The sequence below is a fragment of the Neisseria sp. P0020.S003 genome, from assembly GCF_051957095.1.
Lineage (GTDB): Bacteria > Pseudomonadota > Gammaproteobacteria > Burkholderiales > Neisseriaceae > Neisseria > Neisseria subflava.
In genome coordinates, this window is record NZ_JBQCWU010000011.1 from 1 (window position 1) to 18,927 (window position 18,927).

General features: G+C 50.3%; 14 protein-coding genes and 2 pseudogenes. 13 read left to right on the plus strand and 3 right to left on the minus strand.

Annotated features, from left to right (window positions below; genetic code table 11):
* On the minus strand, window positions 1-2,632 hold a 2,632-nt coding region (locus ACTHTQ_RS07220; RefSeq protein WP_440363540.1), incomplete at its 3' end, for an ESPR-type extended signal peptide-containing protein.
* A gap of 287 nt (window positions 2,633-2,919) precedes the next feature.
* On the opposite strand from ACTHTQ_RS07220, the gene ACTHTQ_RS07225 reads away from it, so the two are divergent.
* Complete coding sequence (locus ACTHTQ_RS07225) at window positions 2,920-3,357, plus strand: hypothetical protein (protein ID WP_036473249.1); 438 nt, start codon at window positions 2,920-2,922, stop codon at window positions 3,355-3,357.
* Window positions 3,358-3,371: 14 nt separating this feature from the next.
* Here the strand turns inward: ACTHTQ_RS07225 and ACTHTQ_RS07230 are convergent, their stop codons facing one another.
* Entirely contained in the window at window positions 3,372-3,746 is a 375-nt protein-coding gene (locus tag ACTHTQ_RS07230; protein WP_036473251.1) for a hypothetical protein, read from the minus strand.
* 211 nt (window positions 3,747-3,957) lie between these two features.
* Between ACTHTQ_RS07230 and ACTHTQ_RS07235 the strand changes: the two genes are divergently transcribed.
* Window positions 3,958-5,373: an OmpP1/FadL family transporter gene (locus ACTHTQ_RS07235; RefSeq protein WP_440363541.1), complete on the plus strand. Its 1,416-nt coding sequence runs from the start codon at window positions 3,958-3,960 to the stop codon at window positions 5,371-5,373.
* A 314-nt stretch (window positions 5,374-5,687) separates the two neighbouring features.
* On the opposite strand, the gene ACTHTQ_RS07240 is transcribed toward ACTHTQ_RS07235, so the two are convergent.
* Window positions 5,688-6,953 carry a LysM peptidoglycan-binding domain-containing protein gene (locus ACTHTQ_RS07240; RefSeq protein WP_440363542.1) on the minus strand — a complete coding sequence of 422 codons (1,266 nt, stop codon included), beginning with the start codon at window positions 6,951-6,953 and terminating at the stop codon, window positions 5,688-5,690.
* 234 nt (window positions 6,954-7,187) lie between these two features.
* On the opposite strand from ACTHTQ_RS07240, the gene def reads away from it, so the two are divergent.
* The 11 genes and pseudogenes from def (at window position 7,188) to topA (ending at window position 18,847) form a co-directional block, all read left to right on the plus strand.
* A complete protein-coding gene (def, locus tag ACTHTQ_RS07245; protein WP_003686244.1) occupies window positions 7,188-7,691 on the plus strand; it encodes a peptide deformylase in 504 nt (167 codons plus the stop codon).
* Between the two features lie 135 nt (window positions 7,692-7,826).
* A complete protein-coding gene (gene fmt / locus ACTHTQ_RS07250) occupies window positions 7,827-8,753 on the plus strand; it encodes a methionyl-tRNA formyltransferase (RefSeq protein ID WP_440363543.1) in 927 nt (308 codons plus the stop codon).
* A gap of 33 nt (window positions 8,754-8,786) precedes the next feature.
* Entirely contained in the window at window positions 8,787-9,305 is a 519-nt protein-coding gene (locus ACTHTQ_RS07255) for an O-acetyl-ADP-ribose deacetylase (protein ID WP_371510082.1), read from the plus strand.
* A 47-nt stretch (window positions 9,306-9,352) separates the two neighbouring features.
* On the plus strand, window positions 9,353-10,612 hold the full coding sequence (gene rsmB / locus ACTHTQ_RS07260) for a 16S rRNA (cytosine(967)-C(5))-methyltransferase RsmB (RefSeq protein WP_440363544.1): 1,260 nt from the start codon (window positions 9,353-9,355) through the stop codon (window positions 10,610-10,612).
* The gene (locus ACTHTQ_RS07265; RefSeq protein WP_440363545.1) at window positions 10,578-11,165 is read left to right on the plus strand and encodes a DUF4390 domain-containing protein; all 588 of its coding nucleotides are present in this window, start codon (window positions 10,578-10,580) and stop codon (window positions 11,163-11,165) included. Before rsmB ends, ACTHTQ_RS07265 begins: the two co-directional genes overlap by 35 nt.
* Before the next feature lie 9 nt (window positions 11,166-11,174).
* The gene (locus ACTHTQ_RS07270) at window positions 11,175-13,301 is read left to right on the plus strand and encodes an ATP-binding protein (RefSeq protein WP_440363546.1); all 2,127 of its coding nucleotides are present in this window, start codon (window positions 11,175-11,177) and stop codon (window positions 13,299-13,301) included.
* On the plus strand, window positions 13,288-14,562 hold the full coding sequence (locus tag ACTHTQ_RS07275) for a sigma-54-dependent transcriptional regulator (RefSeq protein ID WP_440363547.1): 1,275 nt from the start codon (window positions 13,288-13,290) through the stop codon (window positions 14,560-14,562). Before ACTHTQ_RS07270 ends, ACTHTQ_RS07275 begins: the two co-directional genes overlap by 14 nt.
* A gap of 234 nt (window positions 14,563-14,796) precedes the next feature.
* A pseudogene (gene dprA, locus ACTHTQ_RS07280) lies at window positions 14,797-15,727 on the plus strand (DNA-processing protein DprA); the annotation flags it as partial.
* A 59-nt stretch (window positions 15,728-15,786) separates the two neighbouring features.
* Window positions 15,787-15,987, plus strand: a pseudogene (locus ACTHTQ_RS07285) (DNA-processing protein DprA); the annotation flags it as partial.
* 24 nt (window positions 15,988-16,011) lie between these two features.
* Window positions 16,012-16,467, plus strand: a complete 456-nt coding sequence (locus ACTHTQ_RS07290; protein WP_003679497.1) for a DUF494 family protein — start codon at window positions 16,012-16,014, stop codon at window positions 16,465-16,467.
* A gap of 73 nt (window positions 16,468-16,540) precedes the next feature.
* Complete coding sequence (topA, locus tag ACTHTQ_RS07295; protein ID WP_440363548.1) at window positions 16,541-18,847, plus strand: type I DNA topoisomerase; 2,307 nt, start codon at window positions 16,541-16,543, stop codon at window positions 18,845-18,847.
* Window positions 18,848-18,927 lie beyond the last annotated feature (80 nt).

Genomic DNA, 18,927 nt, shown 5'->3' on the forward strand with positions numbered 1-18,927 from the left:
CCGCTACAGCTTTATCGTCTGCTGCTTTCGCTGCATCTTTAGCTTCGCCTGCTTTCGCTAATGCATCTGCTGCATCTGTTGCCGCTTTACCGGCTTTAGTATCAGCTGCTACCGCTTTAGCATCTGCTGCTTCCGCTTTCGCTACCGCACCATCAGCTTTGGTATCTGCTGCTACTGCTTTGTCGTCCGCTGCTTTCGCTGCGTCTGCTGCCGCTACAGCTTTATCGTCTGCTGCTTTCGCTGCATCTTTAGCTTCGCCTGCTTTCGCTAATGCATCTGCTGCATCTGTTGCCGCTTTACCGGCTTTAGCATCTGCTGCTTCCGCTTTCGCTACCGCACCATCAGCTTTGGTATCTGCTTGACTTGCTAAATTGTAAGCATCGTCTGCACGGCCTTTAGCTTCACCCGCTTTGGTATCTGCCGCTACTGCTTTAGCATCTGCCGCTTCAGCTTTCGCTACCGCACCATCAGCTTTGGTATCTGCTTGACTTGCTAAATTGTAAGCATCGTCTGCACGGCCTTTAGCTTCACCCGCTTTGGTGTCTGCTGCCGCTGCCGCTTGTGCTGCTTCGCCTGCTTTCGTTAAAGCTTGACCCGCTTTAGTGTCTGCCGCAGCTGCCGCTGTCTTAGCTTGACCCGCTTTAGTGTCTGCCGCAGCTGCCGCTGTCTTAGCTTCACCTGCTTTCGTTAAAGCTTGACCTGCATCGTTCTTCGCTGCTGCTGCGTCTGATTTCGCTTTTGTCGCATCTGCTTGTGCTGATACAGCTTTAGCGTCTGCTGCATTCGCTTTATTTAATGCGTTATTGGCTGCTGTATTTGCTGTAGTTGCTAAGCCATGCGCTGCGTCTGCGCGTGCTTGTGCTGTATTCGCTTTGTTTAATGCGTTATTGGCTGTTGTATTTGCCGTAGTTGCTAAGCTATGCGCTGCATCTGCGCGTGCTTGTGCTGCAACCGCTTTATCATCTGCCGCCTTCGCTGCTTTCGCCGCTTCAACTGCTTTAAAGTACGCGTTACCCGCCGACTGCCCAACAGCGTATAACTGAGAACCATTCACTGCATCGGTAGAATTTGCATCATAGTACCCTGGAGCCACATGTTGAATTCGACGAGTATTCGTTGCATTACCAACCGTAACAGCCCCCGAAACACCACTACCACCCGCAAATTTGGCTCGTGTGCCATCGTGTATTAACTGCTCAAGGTAATCAGAAGTCCCTGCAGTACGCCCCTCCGTTTTAATATTTATAGCTACCTTTTCACCAACACCTTTCGCTTCAACTTCTGAACCATCGCCCAAATATACAGAGTTATTGACATTCGCGGTAATGCCGCTGCCCAATACCTGAGTGTTCGAAGCTGTTACAGTATTTCTGTTACCCACAACTTGAGTATCAGCAACATTGCCGCTGGTGTTAATATCACGCCCCATTAATGTCGCATTAGTCAAACGACCGGTTATAGTGGCGTTATTCACTGTAAGAACCGAATCATTTACCGTAGCTCCGTTAAAGGTAGTGTTATAACCTTGTGTTAACGTGTTTGAAATTGCTGAATTGCTTGATTTGATATTCTGACCGAAGGTTGGAGCACCACTAAGATTAGAATTATGAAGTGCAATTCCTTGACCAAATAATGGGTTAGATGTTGATGAGGCTGTTACATTGATATCTTGACCAACATAGTTAACCTTCTCTGTATTTACAGTTGCACCTGTGCTATCAAAGTTGATATTGTTACCAACTAAAGCCCCTCCAAGAGCGTTGTTTTGTCTAGTTACGCTAATCGTAGTACCGGAAACCAACATCTCATTGATATCTCCAGTAGAATTGATATTAATATTGGTACCGGTAATACTTGAACGATTCAACACAGCACGCTTAGCAGAGCTATTAAGGTTTACAGTAATGCCATGACCATTCACTGCACTATCCTTAGCTTTAATGCCTCTAAAAACAAAATTAGAGGCAGTCATCATAGAGTTAGATTGCTCCTCTGACAAATGTTTAATGTTATTACCCATAAGAGTAGCTTGATTAAGACCGTCCACTTTATTATTTGTGAGGCCACCAAAGTAGATATCACTACCAATAACTTGTGACTTTACATACTGACTTTGTTTTTTGCCTCTCGGTTTATCCTGGTTATATCTATCATCAATAGATTTCCCCAAAAACACAGATTGCGGAGCAATACCGTGATCAATATTAATGCCGTTACCAAGAGCCATAGCAACCGTACCATTAAGCCTAGAGGACTCCCCAATAACAACAGTAGAACGCCCTCCCGCATAAGTGTCATTGCCCAAAGCAAGCAATGCATTAGGTTCTTGGCCTTGAGCTTTCTCTCTCGTCCCTTGCTGAGCGACAACAGCTGTCTCATGCTTGTCAGCGGCTTGAGCCGTTTGACTTAAACTGAATAAGGTTACCGCAACGCCACCAATCACCATGGCATTTGCAGCCGCTTTACCTAAGCTATACAGTGTAAAAGAGGTACTTCCTTCTTCCTCCACCACCGTACTTTGCTTAGCATTTTTGCCTGAAGAAGAGGCTTTTACATGCCCCTTGGCAAGTTCAGATACGGCAACCCAAGCCTCCTGGGCCGCATTCCAAACAATCTTGTATATTTTATTCATAACAGTGAATCTCCTTACTGTATATACATTTATCTAACCTAAGTGCGCTGCTCATTTAAGAAAATGCTAAAAACACACTTTAATAAATAAACAATCACACCAATCTGATACTTTTATACTTTTTTGCAATTCCCGTGCGGACAATTAAATGTGCACAAAAGTTTCACAAAAAAGTAACTTATTCTATACTCTTTTCTCACTCAAAGATAGGTGTAGAAATCAACAGTGTTGTTTACACTTTTGGCTTGGCAGGGTAATCATAGACAAGCAGAAAGGTTGATAATGTAATGGGAAATAAAATCTACTTTAGCCAAATTCAGGCTAAAATCGACCGCTTGCAGCGTGAACGAACACAGGTACTAGAACATCTTGAATTAGTTGAACGAAAAATCAAAAAACTCAACGATGCTCTTGAAGTGATGGAAGATGAAGCCTTAACCGATGAATACGATACTGAGGTTTATTCATATCGAACCTACAAACATAGATTCCGTGGGAAATTAAGACCAATGGTCTTAGCGGTACTTAAAGCTCAACCTGACCATTATTTCACGGTCAATGAAATTACTGAGATTGTCTTAATAAAAGACAGACAAGACCCTATCGTTCGTCCGAAGCATATGGTTTCGGTGCGTGGCGCGTTAAAACATTGGCTGACAAAAGGCGTAGTAGAACGACTAGAAAGAGGCGTAACCGATGTCAAATGGCGACTGAAACAAAAATAGCGGTATTTCTACCGCTATTTTAATGGCTTTAACCGCCAAAACTTCAATCCACTTTCAACGATTCCTCTTTTACGCAATTTAACCAGTATTCGATTGACTGTCTTATAGTGCTTATCGCCCATATCAACAAATTGTGGTTTTCCCAACAATGCTAAGCTCTTTTCAGCAATCTCCCCACAAAACATCCAATCAGGATTTTCACGTAAGACTTGAGCGACTAATCGCATCGTAATCAAGGGCTGCGGTTTTGGTTCTTTCGGTATATAAGGTTGAGCTAATGCGTTAATCTCTTGTGACAAACACTGCATTTGCACCGTCAGCTCATCTTGCTTTTCTTTTAGCTTTAACAGGCGTTCCACTAACTCGTATTTCAGCAACTTTTGCGCCATAATAAAAATCCCTATCGAGTTAAAATTTCAATAGGGATTTTAAGGTTTTTAATCGGTTAAATCTTTGTGCAACTGCTACATAATACCGTAAAAAACCGAAAATAATAGGCAAGAATAACGATGTAGTATAGAATTGAGTACCTATACTAAATCAATAAAGGACGTTTCAGACGGCCTTTTTCTTTGTCCGCTACTTTCACGGTAAACCAAAATGATTCATTTCAATCTGAAAAAAACAGCATTTATTTTAAGCACAGCACTTTTATCTACCGCTGTCCAAGCTTCCGGTTACCACTTCGGCACACAATCCGTTAACGCACAAGGCACGGCCAACGCCGCCGCCGCCGAAGCCGCCGATGCCTCAACCATTTTCTACAATCCAGCCGGTTTGAGCAAAATCGACAGCAGCCAAATTTCCGTCAACGCCAATATCGTTTTCCCAAGCATTCATTATGAAGCGGAATCTGCGAAACACTTCCGCACAGGTGCCGATGTCAGCGGCTCGACCAGCGGCAAAATTACCGAAACCACTATTGCTCCGCACGTCTATGGCGCGTACAAAGCCAGCGACGATGTGACTTTGGGTTTGGGCGTGTACGTTCCTTTCGGTTCCGCAACAGAATACGAAAAAGATTCCGTATTGCGCCACAACATCAACAAACTGGGTTTGACCACCATCGCCATCGAGCCGGTAGTCGCGTGGAAACTGAATGAGCAGCACGCTATCGGTGCCGGTTTGATTGCCCAATATTCCAAAGCCGAATTGCGCAAATACTCCGACTGGGATGCTTCCGGCGCCATCAGCCAGTTGGCCAGCGGCTTGGCTTCCCGTCAAGCAGGCCGTCCCGTTGCTGTCGATGCAACCGGCAAAGCTGATGGTCATGCCGATGTAAAAGGCCACGATTGGGGCTTCGGCTACCAACTGGCGTGGATGTGGGACATCAACGAGCGCGCACGCGTGGGTGTGAACTATCGTTCCAAAGTATCGCATACGTTGAAAGGCACTGCCGATTGGGAAGCGGACGGCGCATATGCAAAACGCGCTTGGGATTTGGGTGCAATGGCTGCACGCGGTTATGTGCCGAACGAAAAAGCCAGCGTAAAAATCGTCACGCCTGAGTCTTTATCCGTTCACGGCATGTACCGCGCTACCGACAAAACCAACCTGTTCGGTGATGTGACTTGGACGCGCCACAGCCGCTTCAACAAAGCCGAGCTGGTGTTTGAAAACACCAAAAAAGTCGTCAACGGCCAATCTGACCGTACCGTCATCACGCCTAACTGGCGCAACACTTATAAAGTTGCATTCGGCGGCTCTTACCAAGTTACCGAACCATTGCAACTGCGTGCCGGTATCGCTTTCGACAAATCACCGGTTAAAAGTGCCGAAGACCGTATGAACAGCCTGCCTGACGGCAACCGTATCTGGTTCTCCGTTGGCGCTAAATATCAACTGGGTAAAAACCATGTTATCGATGCGGCGTACAGCCATATCCACATCAATGACACGGTTTACCGCACAGGCAAAGCCAGCGGCAACGACGTAGACAGCCGCGGCGCATCCTCTGCCCGCTTCAAAAACAAAGCGGACATCTTGGGCTTGCAATATACTTACAAATTCAAATAATCGGATTTGAGTTGTGGATAAAAAGGCCGTCTGAAGATTTCAGACGGCCTTTTTGATTGGAAGGAACAGATGGAACAATCCACAGGCAATAAATGGCGTGTTAGGGTTTCTATATTGCTGATTGGAATGGCAGAACGGCAAGACAATAGAAAAGGGGATAGCTGATAAATAGCTGAAGACATGGGATATTGTTTGCGCTTTAAAACGGCGTGTTACAGATTTTATTTATTTTGATGGGCAACAATCAAAAGGCCGTCTGAAAAACAGGTTTTCAGACGGCCTTTATTTGCCGGATGGCGGCTAAGAAAGCTCAATCAGCTGCGGACTTCCAGTTCGATTTCTCTTTCTTGTTCGTCTTCAGCCGGCTTGTCCATGGTTTTTTCATCGGCCATATTGTCCAAATCACGGCCGGGTTCGGAGGCGGTATCGCCGATGGAAACGCTGTTCAGGCTTTCCAAAATAATGGCGGATGCCAGATGGTCGGATGTGCGGTACACCATTGCCAAACCGATTTCTTCCGCCGGAATGGAAACCAATTCAACCGTATCTTTGTCTTTCGGCTTGCGAATCAGGTTGTTGGACAGATTCACACGGACTTGGCGGCCGCGTTTGTAGAGGCTGACCACAGTGCCTTTGTCCAAGCCGTCGAGTTCGCCTTTGTCCAAAGTAATGGTTTGGAACTGGCCGGCTTCGCCCACGCCGTCGAAGATGGAAACGACTTTGGCCTGAATCGGACGGGCAGGGGCGTGAGGCATAACATTGAAGCTGTCGAGGCCTTCGGGCAGTTTCAGCAGATAGTCGTCTTTGCGGATTTCGGAAACGGCTTCTTCGATAACCAAAGGTTGCGCGGATTGGGTGCGCAGCTTCATGGCTTTGTTGACTTGGGTGTAATACTCGTTGCTTTTGAGTTTTTCGTCAGAAGCGCCGGTGCGGTTTTCCAAGGCGGAGTCGGTGTAAGGCAGCGTGTTGGCGATGCCGCTGAACACAACTTCTTGGCCGAGAAATTTGCCGGTTTCCGGGTCGGTGATGTTTTTATTGACGCGGTAGGTCAGGTAGCGGCCGGGTTCGGTCAGGCCGTATGCGTACACGCGGTTGCCTTGGGTGTAGAGGACGCGGTTGTCGGGGCCGGCAATCAGGCGCGGCGCGTTGGCGGTTTCTTCCGGAGCGATAATCTGCGGATGTTTCATGAACATGCGGTAGAGGTTGACATTGACGGTCGGAATGCCGTAGCCGGAAGTTTCGCGTACGCGCGGATGCAGTTTGATCACGGGAATGCCGTCTGAACGGGTTTGGGCATGTTCAAAACCCAGTCGCGGCTGACCGTTGATGTAGCGTAAAACCAACACCTGACCCGGATAGATCAGATGCGGATTGCGGATGGCGTTGCGGTTGGCGCCCCAAAGGCGGTTCCATTGCCATGGGCTGTACAGATATTTGCCGGAAATACCCCACAAGGTATCGCCGTTTTTAACGACGTAGCGTTGTGGCGCATTGGGGCGGATTTTTAAAGAAGCTGCCTGAGTGTGGGCAGAAATAGCCATGCCTGCCATGCAAAGCAGGGTTATAATACGTTGTTGCATAACCGTTCCCCTTGAAATCGATTCGGTTTGTCTTCAGATGATAAACAGAGAAGGCTGGAGTTTGCGAAACTGCCGCCCATTCATCAATACGATAACGAACGGCCTCCGTCACGCTATCTTAACATTTTTCGGCGTTATTTTAGCATTGAATGTTGCTGTCATGACAGGAGATTGTGGCGGCGGAAACCGAATCTGTATGAAAATCACACATCAGCTTTATAAAACGAGAATATTATGGCTTTACTGAACATCCTCCAATACCCCGACGAGCGTTTGCACACGGTCGCCAAACCTGTTGAAAAAATCGACGAGCGCATCCAGACATTGGTTGCCGATATGTTTGAAACCATGTACGAAGCACGCGGTATCGGCTTGGCGGCCACTCAGGTCGACGTACACGAGCGCATCGTCGTGATGGATTTAACCGAAGACCGCAGCGAGCCGCGCGTGTTCATTAATCCTGTCATTGTCGAAAAAGATGGCGAGACAACTTACGAAGAAGGCTGTCTGTCCGTACCGGGCATTTACGATACTGTAACCCGTGCCGAGCGCGTCAAAGTTGAAGCCTTGAACGAAAAAGGAGAGAAATTCACGCTGGAAGCAGACGGCCTGCTGGCAATCTGCGTGCAGCACGAATTGGACCACCTGATGGGCATCGTGTTTGTCGAACACCTGTCGCAGCTGAAACAAGGCCGCATCAAAACCAAACTGAAAAAACGTCAGAAACACGCCATCTGACCTACGCATCGCTTAAAGGCCGTCTGAAAAGACAAAACAGAAGGCAGACTTCGGTTTTCAATCTTTCAGACGGCCTTTTCAACTGAAACGGTTTGCCCAACGCGCCCATTCAAACCATTTCCACAAGGACACAACATGAAAGTCATCTTTGCCGGTACGCCCGATTTTGCCGCCGCCGCCTTGAAAGCCATCGCTGCCGCAGGTTTTGAAATTCCGCTGGTGTTGACCCAGCCCGACCGCCCTAAAGGCCGCGGCATGCAGTTGACCGCATCGCCGGTCAAACAGGCTGCCTTGGAATTGGGTTTGACCGTGGCGCAGCCGGAAAAGTTGCGCAATAACGCCGAAGCCCTGCAAATGCTCAAAGATACAGGCGCGGATGTGATGGTGGTGGCTGCGTATGGCTTGATTTTGCCGCAGGATGTGTTGGATACGCCCAAACACGGCTGCCTCAATATCCACGCTTCACTGTTGCCCCGTTGGCGCGGCGCGGCACCGATTCAACGTGCGATTGAAGCCGGCGACACCGAAACCGGCGTGTGCATCATGCAGATGGACATCGGCTTGGATACCGGCGATGTGGTCAGCGAACACCGCTATGCCATCCAACCGACGGATACTGCAAACGAAGTACATGACGTGTTGATGGATTTGGGTGCGGAAGCAATTGTTGCCGACTTGCAGCGTCTGCAGGCGGAAGGCCGTCTGAACGCGGTTAAGCAGCCTGACGAAGGTGTTACCTACGCCCAGAAATTGAGCAAGGAAGAAGCGCGTATCGATTGGAACGAGTCCGCGCATATTATCGAACGCAAAATCCGCGCCTTTAACCCTGTTCCTGCCGCGTGGGTCGAGTATCAAGGCAAACCGATGAAAATCTGGCGAGCCGAAGTGGTGGCCAAACAGGGTAAGGCGGGCGAAGTATTGTCCTGCACTTCAGACGGCCTGCTGGTAGCGTGCGGTGAAAATGCGCTGAACATCACCGAATTGCAGCCTTCCGGCAGCAAACGTATGAGCATACAGGCATTTGCGGCAGGCCGGACGATTGAAGTTGGAACGGTTTTGTAACAGGCTGGAAACAAACGTAGAGGAAAGAAAACAATGGCTGTTTTTGAAGTGGTTGAGGGCGATATTACCCGATTGGCAGTCGATGCGATTGTCAATGCTGCCAATTCATCGCTGTTGGGCGGTGGCGGCGTAGACGGTGCGATACACCGCGCCGCGGGCAAAGAGCTGCTGGACGAGTGCCGCACTTTGGGCGGTTGCCGTACAGGCGAAGCCAAAATAACCAAAGGCTATCGTTTGCCTGCGCGTTTTGTCATCCACACGGTCGGGCCGGTATGGTTTGGCGGACAACAAAATGAAGAGGCCAAATTGGCACAATCCTACGCTAATTCCTTGCTGCTTGCTCAGAAACACGATCTTCACAGTATCGCCTTTCCGTGCATCAGCACCGGTGTGTACCGCTTCCCAGCCGAAGCCGCCGCGCGTATCGCTTTGGAGAGTTTGAAACAAACCCTGCCGCAATGTCCGTCAGTGGAAAAAATCATCTTTTGCTGTTTTTCCAAAACAGATGCCGAATATTACCGGGCATTGCTGGCAGCCGAACAGGCCGTCTGAAATCCGCCGAACACTTGAAATCAAATTATGAATCAGAAAGCAAAAATATGAGTATGTCCCTCGCCCAAAAACTGGCCGCCGACAGCGTTGCCGCGGTTGCCGAAGGGCGCAATCTTCAGGATGTTTTGGCGGAAATCCGCACGGCGCATCCACAGTTGACGGCGCAGGAAAACGGCGCGTTGCAGGATATTGCCTATGGTTGTCAGCGTTATTTGGGCAGTTTGAAGTATATGCTTGGTCAAATGCTGAAGAAGCCGATTGACAATCCGCAGCTAGAAAGCCTGCTTTTGGCGGCAATGTACCAACTGCATTACACGCGCAATGCGCCTCATGCCGTGGTCAATGAAGCGGTGGAAAGCATTGCCAAAATCGGCCGCGGCCAGTTCCGCTCGTTTGCCAATGCGATTTTGCGCCGCTTTTTGCGTGAACGCGACAAGCTCGTGGCTTCCTGCAAAAAAGACGATGTGGCGAAACACAACCTGCCGCTGTGGTGGGTGGCTTACTTGAGAAACCATTATCCGAAACATTGGCACAACATCACCACCGCGTTGCAATCGCATCCGCCGATGACTTTGCGCGTCAACCGCCGACACGGCAATGCCGAAAGCTATTTGGAAAAACTGGCTGCGGAAGGTATTCCGGCCAGAGCGTTGGACGAATACGCCGTGATGTTGGAAGAAGCCGTGCCGGTAAGCCGCCTGCCCGGTTTTTCAGACGGCCTGGTGTCGGTGCAGGATTTTGGTGCGCAACGTGCTGCCTATTTGTTGAACCCGAAAGACGGCGAACGTATTCTCGATGCCTGTGCGGCACCGGGCGGTAAGACGGGCCATATCTTGGAACTGGCAGATTGTCATGTTACCGCTTTGGATATAGACGAGGGCCGTCTGAACAGGGTGAAGAGCAATCTTGACCGTTTAGGCTTTCAAACGGCCTCTTTGGCTTGTGCCGATGCGCAGGACTTGACAGCGTGGTATGATGGCAAGGCCTTTGACGCTGTCTTGGCCGATGTGCCGTGTACCGCTTCGGGCGTGGCGCGGCGCAATCCCGACGTCAAATGGCTGCGCCGGCCGACCGATGCCGTCAAAACCGCACGCCAACAGGAAGCATTATTAGACGCGCTGTGGCAGACCCTGACGAAAAACGGCAGGATGTTGCTGGCTACCTGCTCGGTCTTTGTCGAAGAAAACGACGGTCAGTTGCAAAAATTCCTTAACCGCCATGCCGATGCCGAGTTGATTGAATCGCATGTGCTTTTACCGAACAAACATCAAGATGGCTTTTATTACGCGCTTATTAAAAAGCAGTAAAACGCTGATTGTACCGCTCTTGCTTGCCGTGTCGTTGAATGCGGCGGGCGAGGGCATCAGTGCGACCCGTGCCGAGGCAAAGCTGACCCATGCCGGACAGCTTTCCGTCAGCAGCCGTTTCCGCACCGACCTGCCCGATCAGCTTAAAGAAGCACTCAAACAGGGCGTCCCCCTGCATTTCAATTTAAGTTGGCAGCTGTCGGCACCGTCCGTGGCGTCTTATAAATTCAAGTTCGACCAGCTGCTCAACAACGACAGCACGATTCAATACAAATTGTCCTTCCATCCACTGACCAATCGTTATCGCGTTACCGTCGGTACGTTTTCTACCGAGTACGACACGCTTGAAACCGCCTTGCGCGCAGTGGGCGCGGTCGCGAATTGGAAGGTTTTGTCCAAAGGCGCGCTGAGTGATGTGGCCGCCAAAGACACGAAGGCTGAAATCCGCCTGCTGCTGACAACTGCCAAGCTGCCCAAACCGTTCCAAATCAATGCCCTGACGTCTAAAAACTGGCATTTGGATTCGGGTTGGAAATCCTTGTCGGTCGAGTAGGAGTAAACCATGCGCCGCTTTCTTCTGATTGCCGCCGTATTCGCCGTTGTTTTGTTGTACGGTCTGACTGTTGCAACGGGCAGCAGCAACGTATTGTCTGATTACTTCTGGTGGATTGTCGCTTTGTGCGGCTTGCTGTTGCTGGTGTTGGCCGCGGTGTTGGTACGCTATGTCGTGCTTTTGATGCGCGATAACAGCAAAAGCGTGTTCGGTTCGCAGATTGCGCGTCGGTTGTCGGGGATGTTTACCTTGGTTGCCGTATTGCCGGGCGTGTTTTTGTTCGGTATTTCCGCCCAGTTTATTAACGGTACGATTAATTCTTGGTTTGGCAACGATACCCATGAGGCATTGGAGCGCAGCTTAAACTTGAGCAAATCCGCGCTGAACTTGGCGGTGGACAACGCTGTCAGCAACGCCACGCCGGTGCAGATCGACTTAATCAGCGCCGCTTCGCTGGACGGCAACTTAGGGCAAGCGCTGGCAAAATCCGCGCTTACTGCCGACTTTGCCCAGCTGGCGCTTTATAACGCGACTACCCATAAAGCCGAGAAAAGCATCAATCCCCTGAAACTAAATCAACCTGAGCTTAACAAAGAAGGATGGGAGCAACTGGAGCAGACCGGCTCGGTGCGTAGCTTGGAAAACATCGGCGGCGTGCTGTATGCTCAAGGCTGGATGCTGATCGGTACGCATAAAAATCAGGATTATGCGTTGTTTTTTCGGCAGCCGATTCCGAAAGATGTTGCCCAAGACGCGACGCTGATTGAAGCGGCCCGCGCCAAATACGCCGAGCTGAGTTATACCAAAAAAGGCCTGCAAACCTTTTTCCTGTCCACGCTTTTGGTCGCGACATTGTTGGCCATCTTTTTGGCGCTGGTGATGGCTTTGTATTTTGCCCGCCGTTTTGTGGCACCGGTGTTGTCGCTGGCAGAGGGCGCGCGGGCGGTGGCTCAGGGTGACTTCAGCCAGACCCGGCCGGTATTCCGCAATGACGAGTTCGGACGGTTGACCCAGTTGTTCAACCACATGACCGAGCAGTTATCGATTGCCAAAGAGGCGGACGAGCGCAACCGTTTGCGCGAAGAAGCCGCCCGCCATTATTTGGAATGCGTGTTGGAAAGTTTGACCACAGGCGTGATTACTTTGGATGCCGACGGCCGTCTGAAAACCTTTAACAAGGCCGCCGAACAGATTTTGGGCGTTTCGCTGGTGTCTTTGTGGGGCAGCAACTGGCATCAATGGCACGGCAAATCGCCGCAGCAAACCCTGTTGGCCGATGTGTTTGCCGCCATTAATGAAACCGCCGACAGCGACAAACCCGTCCAAGTCGAATATGCCGCGCCCGATGATGCCCGAATCTTATTGGGCAAGGCCACCATCCTGCCGGAGGACAACGATAACGGCGTGGTGATGGTGATTGATGACATTACCGTCTTGATGCGGGCGCAAAAAGAGGCCGCATGGGGCGAAGTGGCGAAACGCTTGGCGCATGAAATCCGCAATCCGCTCACGCCTATCCAGCTTTCTGCCGAGAGATTGGCATGGAAATTGCATGATAAACTAGATGAACAAGACGCCCAAATTCTCAGCCGTTCAACCGATACCATCGTCAAACAGGTGGCCGCGCTGAAAGAAATGGTCGAAGCGTTCCGCAACTATGCGCGTGCGCCGTCGCTGAATTTAGAAAAACAAAATTTAAACGGTTTGGTGTCGGAAGTATTGGTATTATATGAGGCCGGCGTGTGCAAGTTTAATGCGCGGCTCAGCGCCGACACCTTGCCGATTGTTGCCGATACGACGGCGATGCGCCAAGTGTTGCATAACTTATTTAAGAATGCCGCAGAAGCGGCAGAGTCGGACGAAACGCCGCAAGTAAACGTCGAAACAGGGCGCGAAGGCGGACAGGTTTTCCTGACCGTCTGCAACAACGGCAAAGGTTTCAGCAAAGAAATGCTGCACAATGCTTTTGAGCCGTACGTTACCGACAAACCGACAGGAACGGGACTTGGTTTGCCCGTTGTGAAAAAAATTATCGAGGAGCATGGCGGCCGTATCAGCCTGAGCAATCAGAACAGTGGCGGCGCGTGCGTCAAAATAGCTTTACCGGAAATGGCAGAAACTTATGCGAAGCAGTGATATTTTGATTGTAGATGATGAAGTAGGCATCCGCGACCTGCTCTCCGAGATCCTTCAAGACGAAGGCTATACCGTCACTTTGGCCGAAAATGCCGAAGAAGCGCGCCAATTGCGTTATCAAACGCGTCCGGCCATGGTGTTGCTGGATATTTGGATGCCCGATTGCGACGGCATCACTTTGTTGAAAGAGTGGGCGAAAAACGGCCAACTCAATATGCCTGTGGTGATGATGAGCGGCCATGCCAGCATTGACACTGCGGTTGAAGCCACCAAAATCGGCGCACTCGATTTTCTGGAAAAACCGATTGCCCTGCAAAAACTCTTGTCCGCAGTAGAACGCGCCTTGAAACATGGCGAAGTTCAGACGGTCTCCGGTATGACTTTGGACAAATTGGGCAACAGTTCCGTCATTCAAGAAATGAACGGCAGCATTGAAGCGGCTGCCAAACACAACCGCCCACTGTTGTTTGCCGGTGAGGCAGGTTCGCCGTTTGAGATTGTCGCCCGCTATCTGCACAAAAGCGGTACGCCTTGGGTGGCAACCGACCGTGTCGAACACATTGTCGATACGCCGATGGAGCTGTTGCAAAAGGCATCAGGCGGTATTTTGTATGTCGGCGATATTGCCCGTTACAGCAAAAACATCCAAAACGGCATTGCTTTCTTGCTGGAGAAAGCCGACCGCTATAATGTCCGTGTGATTGCTTCATGCGGTTTTAAACGCGGTGAGAGCGCCGATAACGTCGTTACCGGCAGACTGGCAGAGCTGTTGAAAGAGCGCATCGATGTTCCTTCTTTGTGCAGCCAGCCGGACGATATCGTCTTTTTAATCAACCGCATCATGACCGATTTGGCCGAAAGTCAAAAAATCCAGCCGGTAAAATTCAGCGACAGCGCGTTGGTGGTTTTGCGCCAATACGATTGGCCGGGCAATTACGACCAGCTTGCCGAAACGGTGAAAAACATCATGTTGGAATCTGACGGCAAAGAAGTGAATGAGCAGGCCGTTGCCGTGGCTTTAGGTCAGAAGGAAAATGCGACGGCGGCAGAAATCATCGGCGGCTTCAATTTCAATATGCCTTTGCGCGAATTGAGGGAAGAAGTCGAGCGCCGCTACTTTGAATACCATATCGCCCAAGAAGGCCAAAATATGAGCCGCGTGGCGCAAAAGGTCGGTTTGGAGCGTACACACCTTTACCGCAAACTCAAACAACTCGGTATCAGCGTATCGCGCCGCAGCGCCGACAAATCCGAAGAATAAGCGCAATATCGGTTCAAACACAAAAAAGGCCGTCTGAAAGCCATCAGGTTTTTCAGACGGCATCGTCATTTGACGGTGTGTTTAGACAAGCAATACTTTATAAAAATAATGATATGGCTAGGCATGGTTATTTTGCCTTTTAAGCCGACAGAAGTTTTATATCAATGAAATTTTTAGACGGCCTTTATTTACTTCAGGCCGTCTGAACAACCATTACGAAAAGGGAACAGATTGATGACGGAAAACGAGCGTTTTGCTTGGTTGCAACTGGCATTTACGCCCTATATCGGCGCAGAAAGTTTTTTGGTGCTGTTGCAGCAATTCGGTAGCGCACAAGCAGCCTTGAATGCGCCGGCAGATAAAATTGCCGTGTTGGTGCGCCATAAACAGGCGGCCGAATCGTGGCGCAATGCGGACAAACGGGCTTTGGCGCAGCGGTCTGCCGAAGCCGCTTTACAATGGGAAATGCAGGACGGTTGCCGTCTGTTGCTACTGCAAGATGATGATTTCTCTGAAATGCTGACACAAGGCATTACCCCGCCGCCGGTTTTGTTTTTACGCGGCAATGCAGAGCTGTTGCACACACCTTCTGCCGCGATTGTCGGCAGCCGCCATGCCACGCCGCAGGCAATGCGGATTGCCAAAGATTTCGGCAGGGCGTTGAGCGAAAAAGGCATTCCCGTCGTATCGGGTATGGCTTCGGGTATCGATACCGCCGCCCATCAGGGCGCATTGCAGGCAGATGGCGGTACCATTGCCGTCTGGGGAACCGGTATAGACCGCATTTATCCGCCATCCAACAAAAACCTTGCTTATGAAATTGCCGAAAGAGGATTGATTGTCAGCGAGTTCCCTTTGGACACGCGTCCGTTCGCAGGCAACTTTCCGCGCCGCAACCGTCTAATTGCCGCGTTGTCGCAGCTGACATTGGTGGTCGAGGCGGCATTGGAATCCGGCTCATTGATTACTGCCAAATTGGCGGCGGAGATGGGGCGCGAAGTGATGGCGGTACCCGGTTCGATAGACAATCCGCACAGCAAAGGCTGCCACAAGCTGATTAAAGACGGGGCAAAATTGGTGGAATGTCTGGACGATATTCTCCATGAGTGTCCGCAGCTATTGCAAAATACGCCTGTTCCATCATATTCTATAAATAAGACGGTCAAACCGAAAAACGATCAAACCAAACGTCTGCAACCAAAAACAATAGTGGATGAACCGCAAAGGCCGTCTGAAAACCTATCTGCTGCCCCATCAACTAGCACTTTATTGGAAGCAATGGGTTACGACCCGATACACCCCGATATTTTGGCGCAACAAACCAATACGGCAGCGGCAGATGTGTACGCACAGCTTTTGGAATACGAACTTGACGGTATCGTCGCCACCTTGCCGGGCGGCCGTTATCAGCGTGTCAAAGCATAAATTATCTATATTTAAGGAACCAGCATGACCGAAGTCATTGCCTATTTAATCGAACACTTCCAAGATTTCGACAATTGTCCGCCTCCGGAGGACTTGGGTCGCCTCTTGGAAGATGCGGGTTTTGATGCTACGGAAATCGGCAATACATTGATGATGATGGAAGTCTTGTTCAATACGTCCGAATTCTATGCCGAGCCGTTTAACAGCGACTCCCTGCGCGTATTCTGCCGTGAAGAAGCTGAAAACCTGCCGCAGGAAGTCATGGGCTTGATGCAGTATTTGGTTACCGAACACGCAATTACTTATGAGCAACGCGAAATCGTCATTCACGCCCTGATGCACATTCCATCGGACGAAATTACCCTCGATACCGCCAAAGTATTGGTATTGTTGGTGTTGTGGATGCACAAAAGCGAGTTGCCCGTCCTGATTGGCGACGACTTGATGAGTGCGTTGACCGGACAAAACGTGATGCACTAAACCTTTTTTCAGACGGCCTCAATAATAAAGGCCGTCTGAAACATAAACCCAATACATCCAAAAGAGAACAACAATGGCGAAAAACTTATTAATCGTCGAATCCCCGTCCAAAGCCAAAACCCTGAAAAAATATCTGGGCGGTGATTTTGAAATCTTGGCGTCTTACGGCCACGTCCGCGATTTGGTTCCGAAAAGCGGAGCAGTCGATCCCGACAATGGCTTTGCCATGAAATACCAACTGATCAGCCGCAACAGCAAACACGTCGATGCCATCGTAGCCGGTGCCAAAGAAGCTGAAAACATCTACCTCGCAACCGACCCGGATAGGGAAGGCGAAGCCATTTCTTGGCATCTTTTGGAAATCCTTAAATCCAAACGCGGCTTGAAAAACATCAAGCCGCAGCGTGTCGTGTTCCACGAAATCACCAAAAACGCCGTGCTCGATGCGGTTGCCCATCCGCGCGAAATCGAAATGGACTTGGTCGATGCGCAACAAGCCCGTCGCGCTTTGGACTATTTGGTCGGTTTCAACCTCTCGCCATTGTTGTGGAAAAAAATTCGCCGCGGTTTGAGTGCAGGCCGTGTGCAAAGCCCCGCACTGCGTTTGATTTGCGAACGCGAAAATGAAATCCGCGCGTTTGAAGCGCAGGAATATTGGACGGTACATCTCGACAGCCACAAAGGCCGCAGCAAGTTTACCGCCAAACTCGCCCAATACAATGGTGCGAAACTCGAACAGTTCGACCTGCCGAACGAAGCCGCTCAAGCCGACGTATTGAAAGAACTCGAAGGCAAAGAAGCCGTCGTTACCGCCATTGAAAAGAAAAAGCGCAGCCGCAATCCCACCGCGCCGTTCACCACATCCACCATGCAGCAGGACGCCGTGCGCAAACTCGGATTTACCACCGACCGCACCATGCGTACCGCCCAGCAGCTTTACGAAGGTATTGACGTAGGGCAGGGCGCTATCGGTCTGATTACCTATATGCGTACCGACAGTGTGAATTTGGCGGATGAAGCGCTAACCGAAATCCGCCATTACATCGAAAACAAAATCGGCAAAGAATATCTGCCGAGTGCCGCCAAACAATACAAAACCAAATCCAAAAACGCCCAAGAAGCGCACGAAGCCATTCGTCCGACTTCTGTGTACCGCACGCCCGAAAGCGTCAAACCCTTCCTGAGCGCAGACCAGTTCAAACTCTATCAAATGATTTGGCAGCGTACCGTCGCCTGTCAGATGACGCCCGCCAAATTCGACCAAACCACCGTCGATATTACCGTCGGCAAAGGCGTGTTCCGCGTAACCGGACAAGTACAAACCTTCGCGGGTTTCCTCAGCGTTTACGAAGAAAGCAGCGACGATGAAGAAGGCGAAGACAGCAAAAAACTGCCCGAAATGAGCGAAGGCGACAAATTGCCCGTGGACAAACTCTACGGCGAACAACACTTCACCACCCCGCCGCCGCGCTACAACGAAGCCACGCTGGTTAAAGCCCTCGAAGAATACGGTATCGGCCGTCCTTCAACCTACGCCAGTATTATTTCCACGCTCAAAGACCGCGAATACGTTACCCTTGAGCAAAAACGCTTCATGCCCACCGACACAGGCGACATCGTCAATAAATTCTTGACCGAACACTTCGCCCAATATGTCGATTACCACTTTACCGCCAAACTTGAAGACCAGCTTGACGAAATTGCCAACGGCAAACGCCAATGGATTCCCGTGATGGATAAATTTTGGAAGCCGTTTATCAAGCAAGTGGAAGAAAAAGAGGGCATCGAACGCGCCAAATTTACTACGCAGGAACTCGACGAAATCTGTCCGAAATGCGGCGAACACAAACTGCAAATCAAATTCGGCAAAATGGGTCGTTTTGTCGCGTGTGCCGGTTATCCCGAGTGTAGCTACACGCGCAATGTCAATGAAACTGCCGAAGAAGCCGCCGAGCGCATCGCCAAAGCCGAAGCCGAGCAAGCCGAACTCGACGGGCGCGAGTGCCCCAAATGCGGCGGTCGCCTAGTGTACAAATACAGCCGCACCGGCAGCAAATTCATCGGCTGCGCCAACTATCCGAAATGCAAACACGTTGAACCGCTGGAAAAACCGAAAGACACCGGTGTCCAATGCCCGCAATGTAAAAAAGGCAACCTCGTCGAGCGCAAATCCCGCTACGGCAAACTGTTTTACAGTTGCAGCACTTATCCGGATTGCAACTACGCCACATGGAATCCGCCCATTGCAGAAACTTGTCCGAAATGTGCATGGCCGGTTTTAACCATCAAAACCACCAAACGCTGGGGCGTCGAAAAAGTCTGCCCGCAAAAAGAATGCGGTTGGAAAGAACAGATCGAACCGCCTGCACCGAAGGAATAATTGGTTAAAGCTTGGGTAGAAAAAGGCCGTCTGAAAAATGATTTTCAGACGGCCTTGTTGTATCTAAAAGAATAGAGTGA

Coding starts and splice junctions, on each gene's coding strand:
- ACTHTQ_RS07275 (WP_440363547.1), top strand. CDS start 13,288: ATGCGAAGCAGTGATATTTTGATTGTAGATGATGAAGTAGGCATCCGC.
- ACTHTQ_RS07270 (WP_440363546.1), top strand. CDS start 11,175: ATGCGCCGCTTTCTTCTGATTGCCGCCGTATTCGCCGTTGTTTTGTTG.
- def (WP_003686244.1), top strand. CDS start 7,188: ATGGCTTTACTGAACATCCTCCAATACCCCGACGAGCGTTTGCACACG.
- ACTHTQ_RS07255 (WP_371510082.1), top strand. CDS start 8,787: ATGGCTGTTTTTGAAGTGGTTGAGGGCGATATTACCCGATTGGCAGTC.
- ACTHTQ_RS07230 (WP_036473251.1), bottom strand. CDS start 3,746: ATGGCGCAAAAGTTGCTGAAATACGAGTTAGTGGAACGCCTGTTAAAG.
- fmt (WP_440363543.1), top strand. CDS start 7,827: ATGAAAGTCATCTTTGCCGGTACGCCCGATTTTGCCGCCGCCGCCTTG.
- ACTHTQ_RS07235 (WP_440363541.1), top strand. CDS start 3,958: ATGATTCATTTCAATCTGAAAAAAACAGCATTTATTTTAAGCACAGCA.
- topA (WP_440363548.1), top strand. CDS start 16,541: ATGGCGAAAAACTTATTAATCGTCGAATCCCCGTCCAAAGCCAAAACC.
- ACTHTQ_RS07240 (WP_440363542.1), bottom strand. CDS start 6,953: ATGCAACAACGTATTATAACCCTGCTTTGCATGGCAGGCATGGCTATT.
- ACTHTQ_RS07265 (WP_440363545.1), top strand. CDS start 10,578: ATGGCTTTTATTACGCGCTTATTAAAAAGCAGTAAAACGCTGATTGTA.
- ACTHTQ_RS07225 (WP_036473249.1), top strand. CDS start 2,920: ATGGGAAATAAAATCTACTTTAGCCAAATTCAGGCTAAAATCGACCGC.
- rsmB (WP_440363544.1), top strand. CDS start 9,353: ATGAGTATGTCCCTCGCCCAAAAACTGGCCGCCGACAGCGTTGCCGCG.
- ACTHTQ_RS07290 (WP_003679497.1), top strand. CDS start 16,012: ATGACCGAAGTCATTGCCTATTTAATCGAACACTTCCAAGATTTCGAC.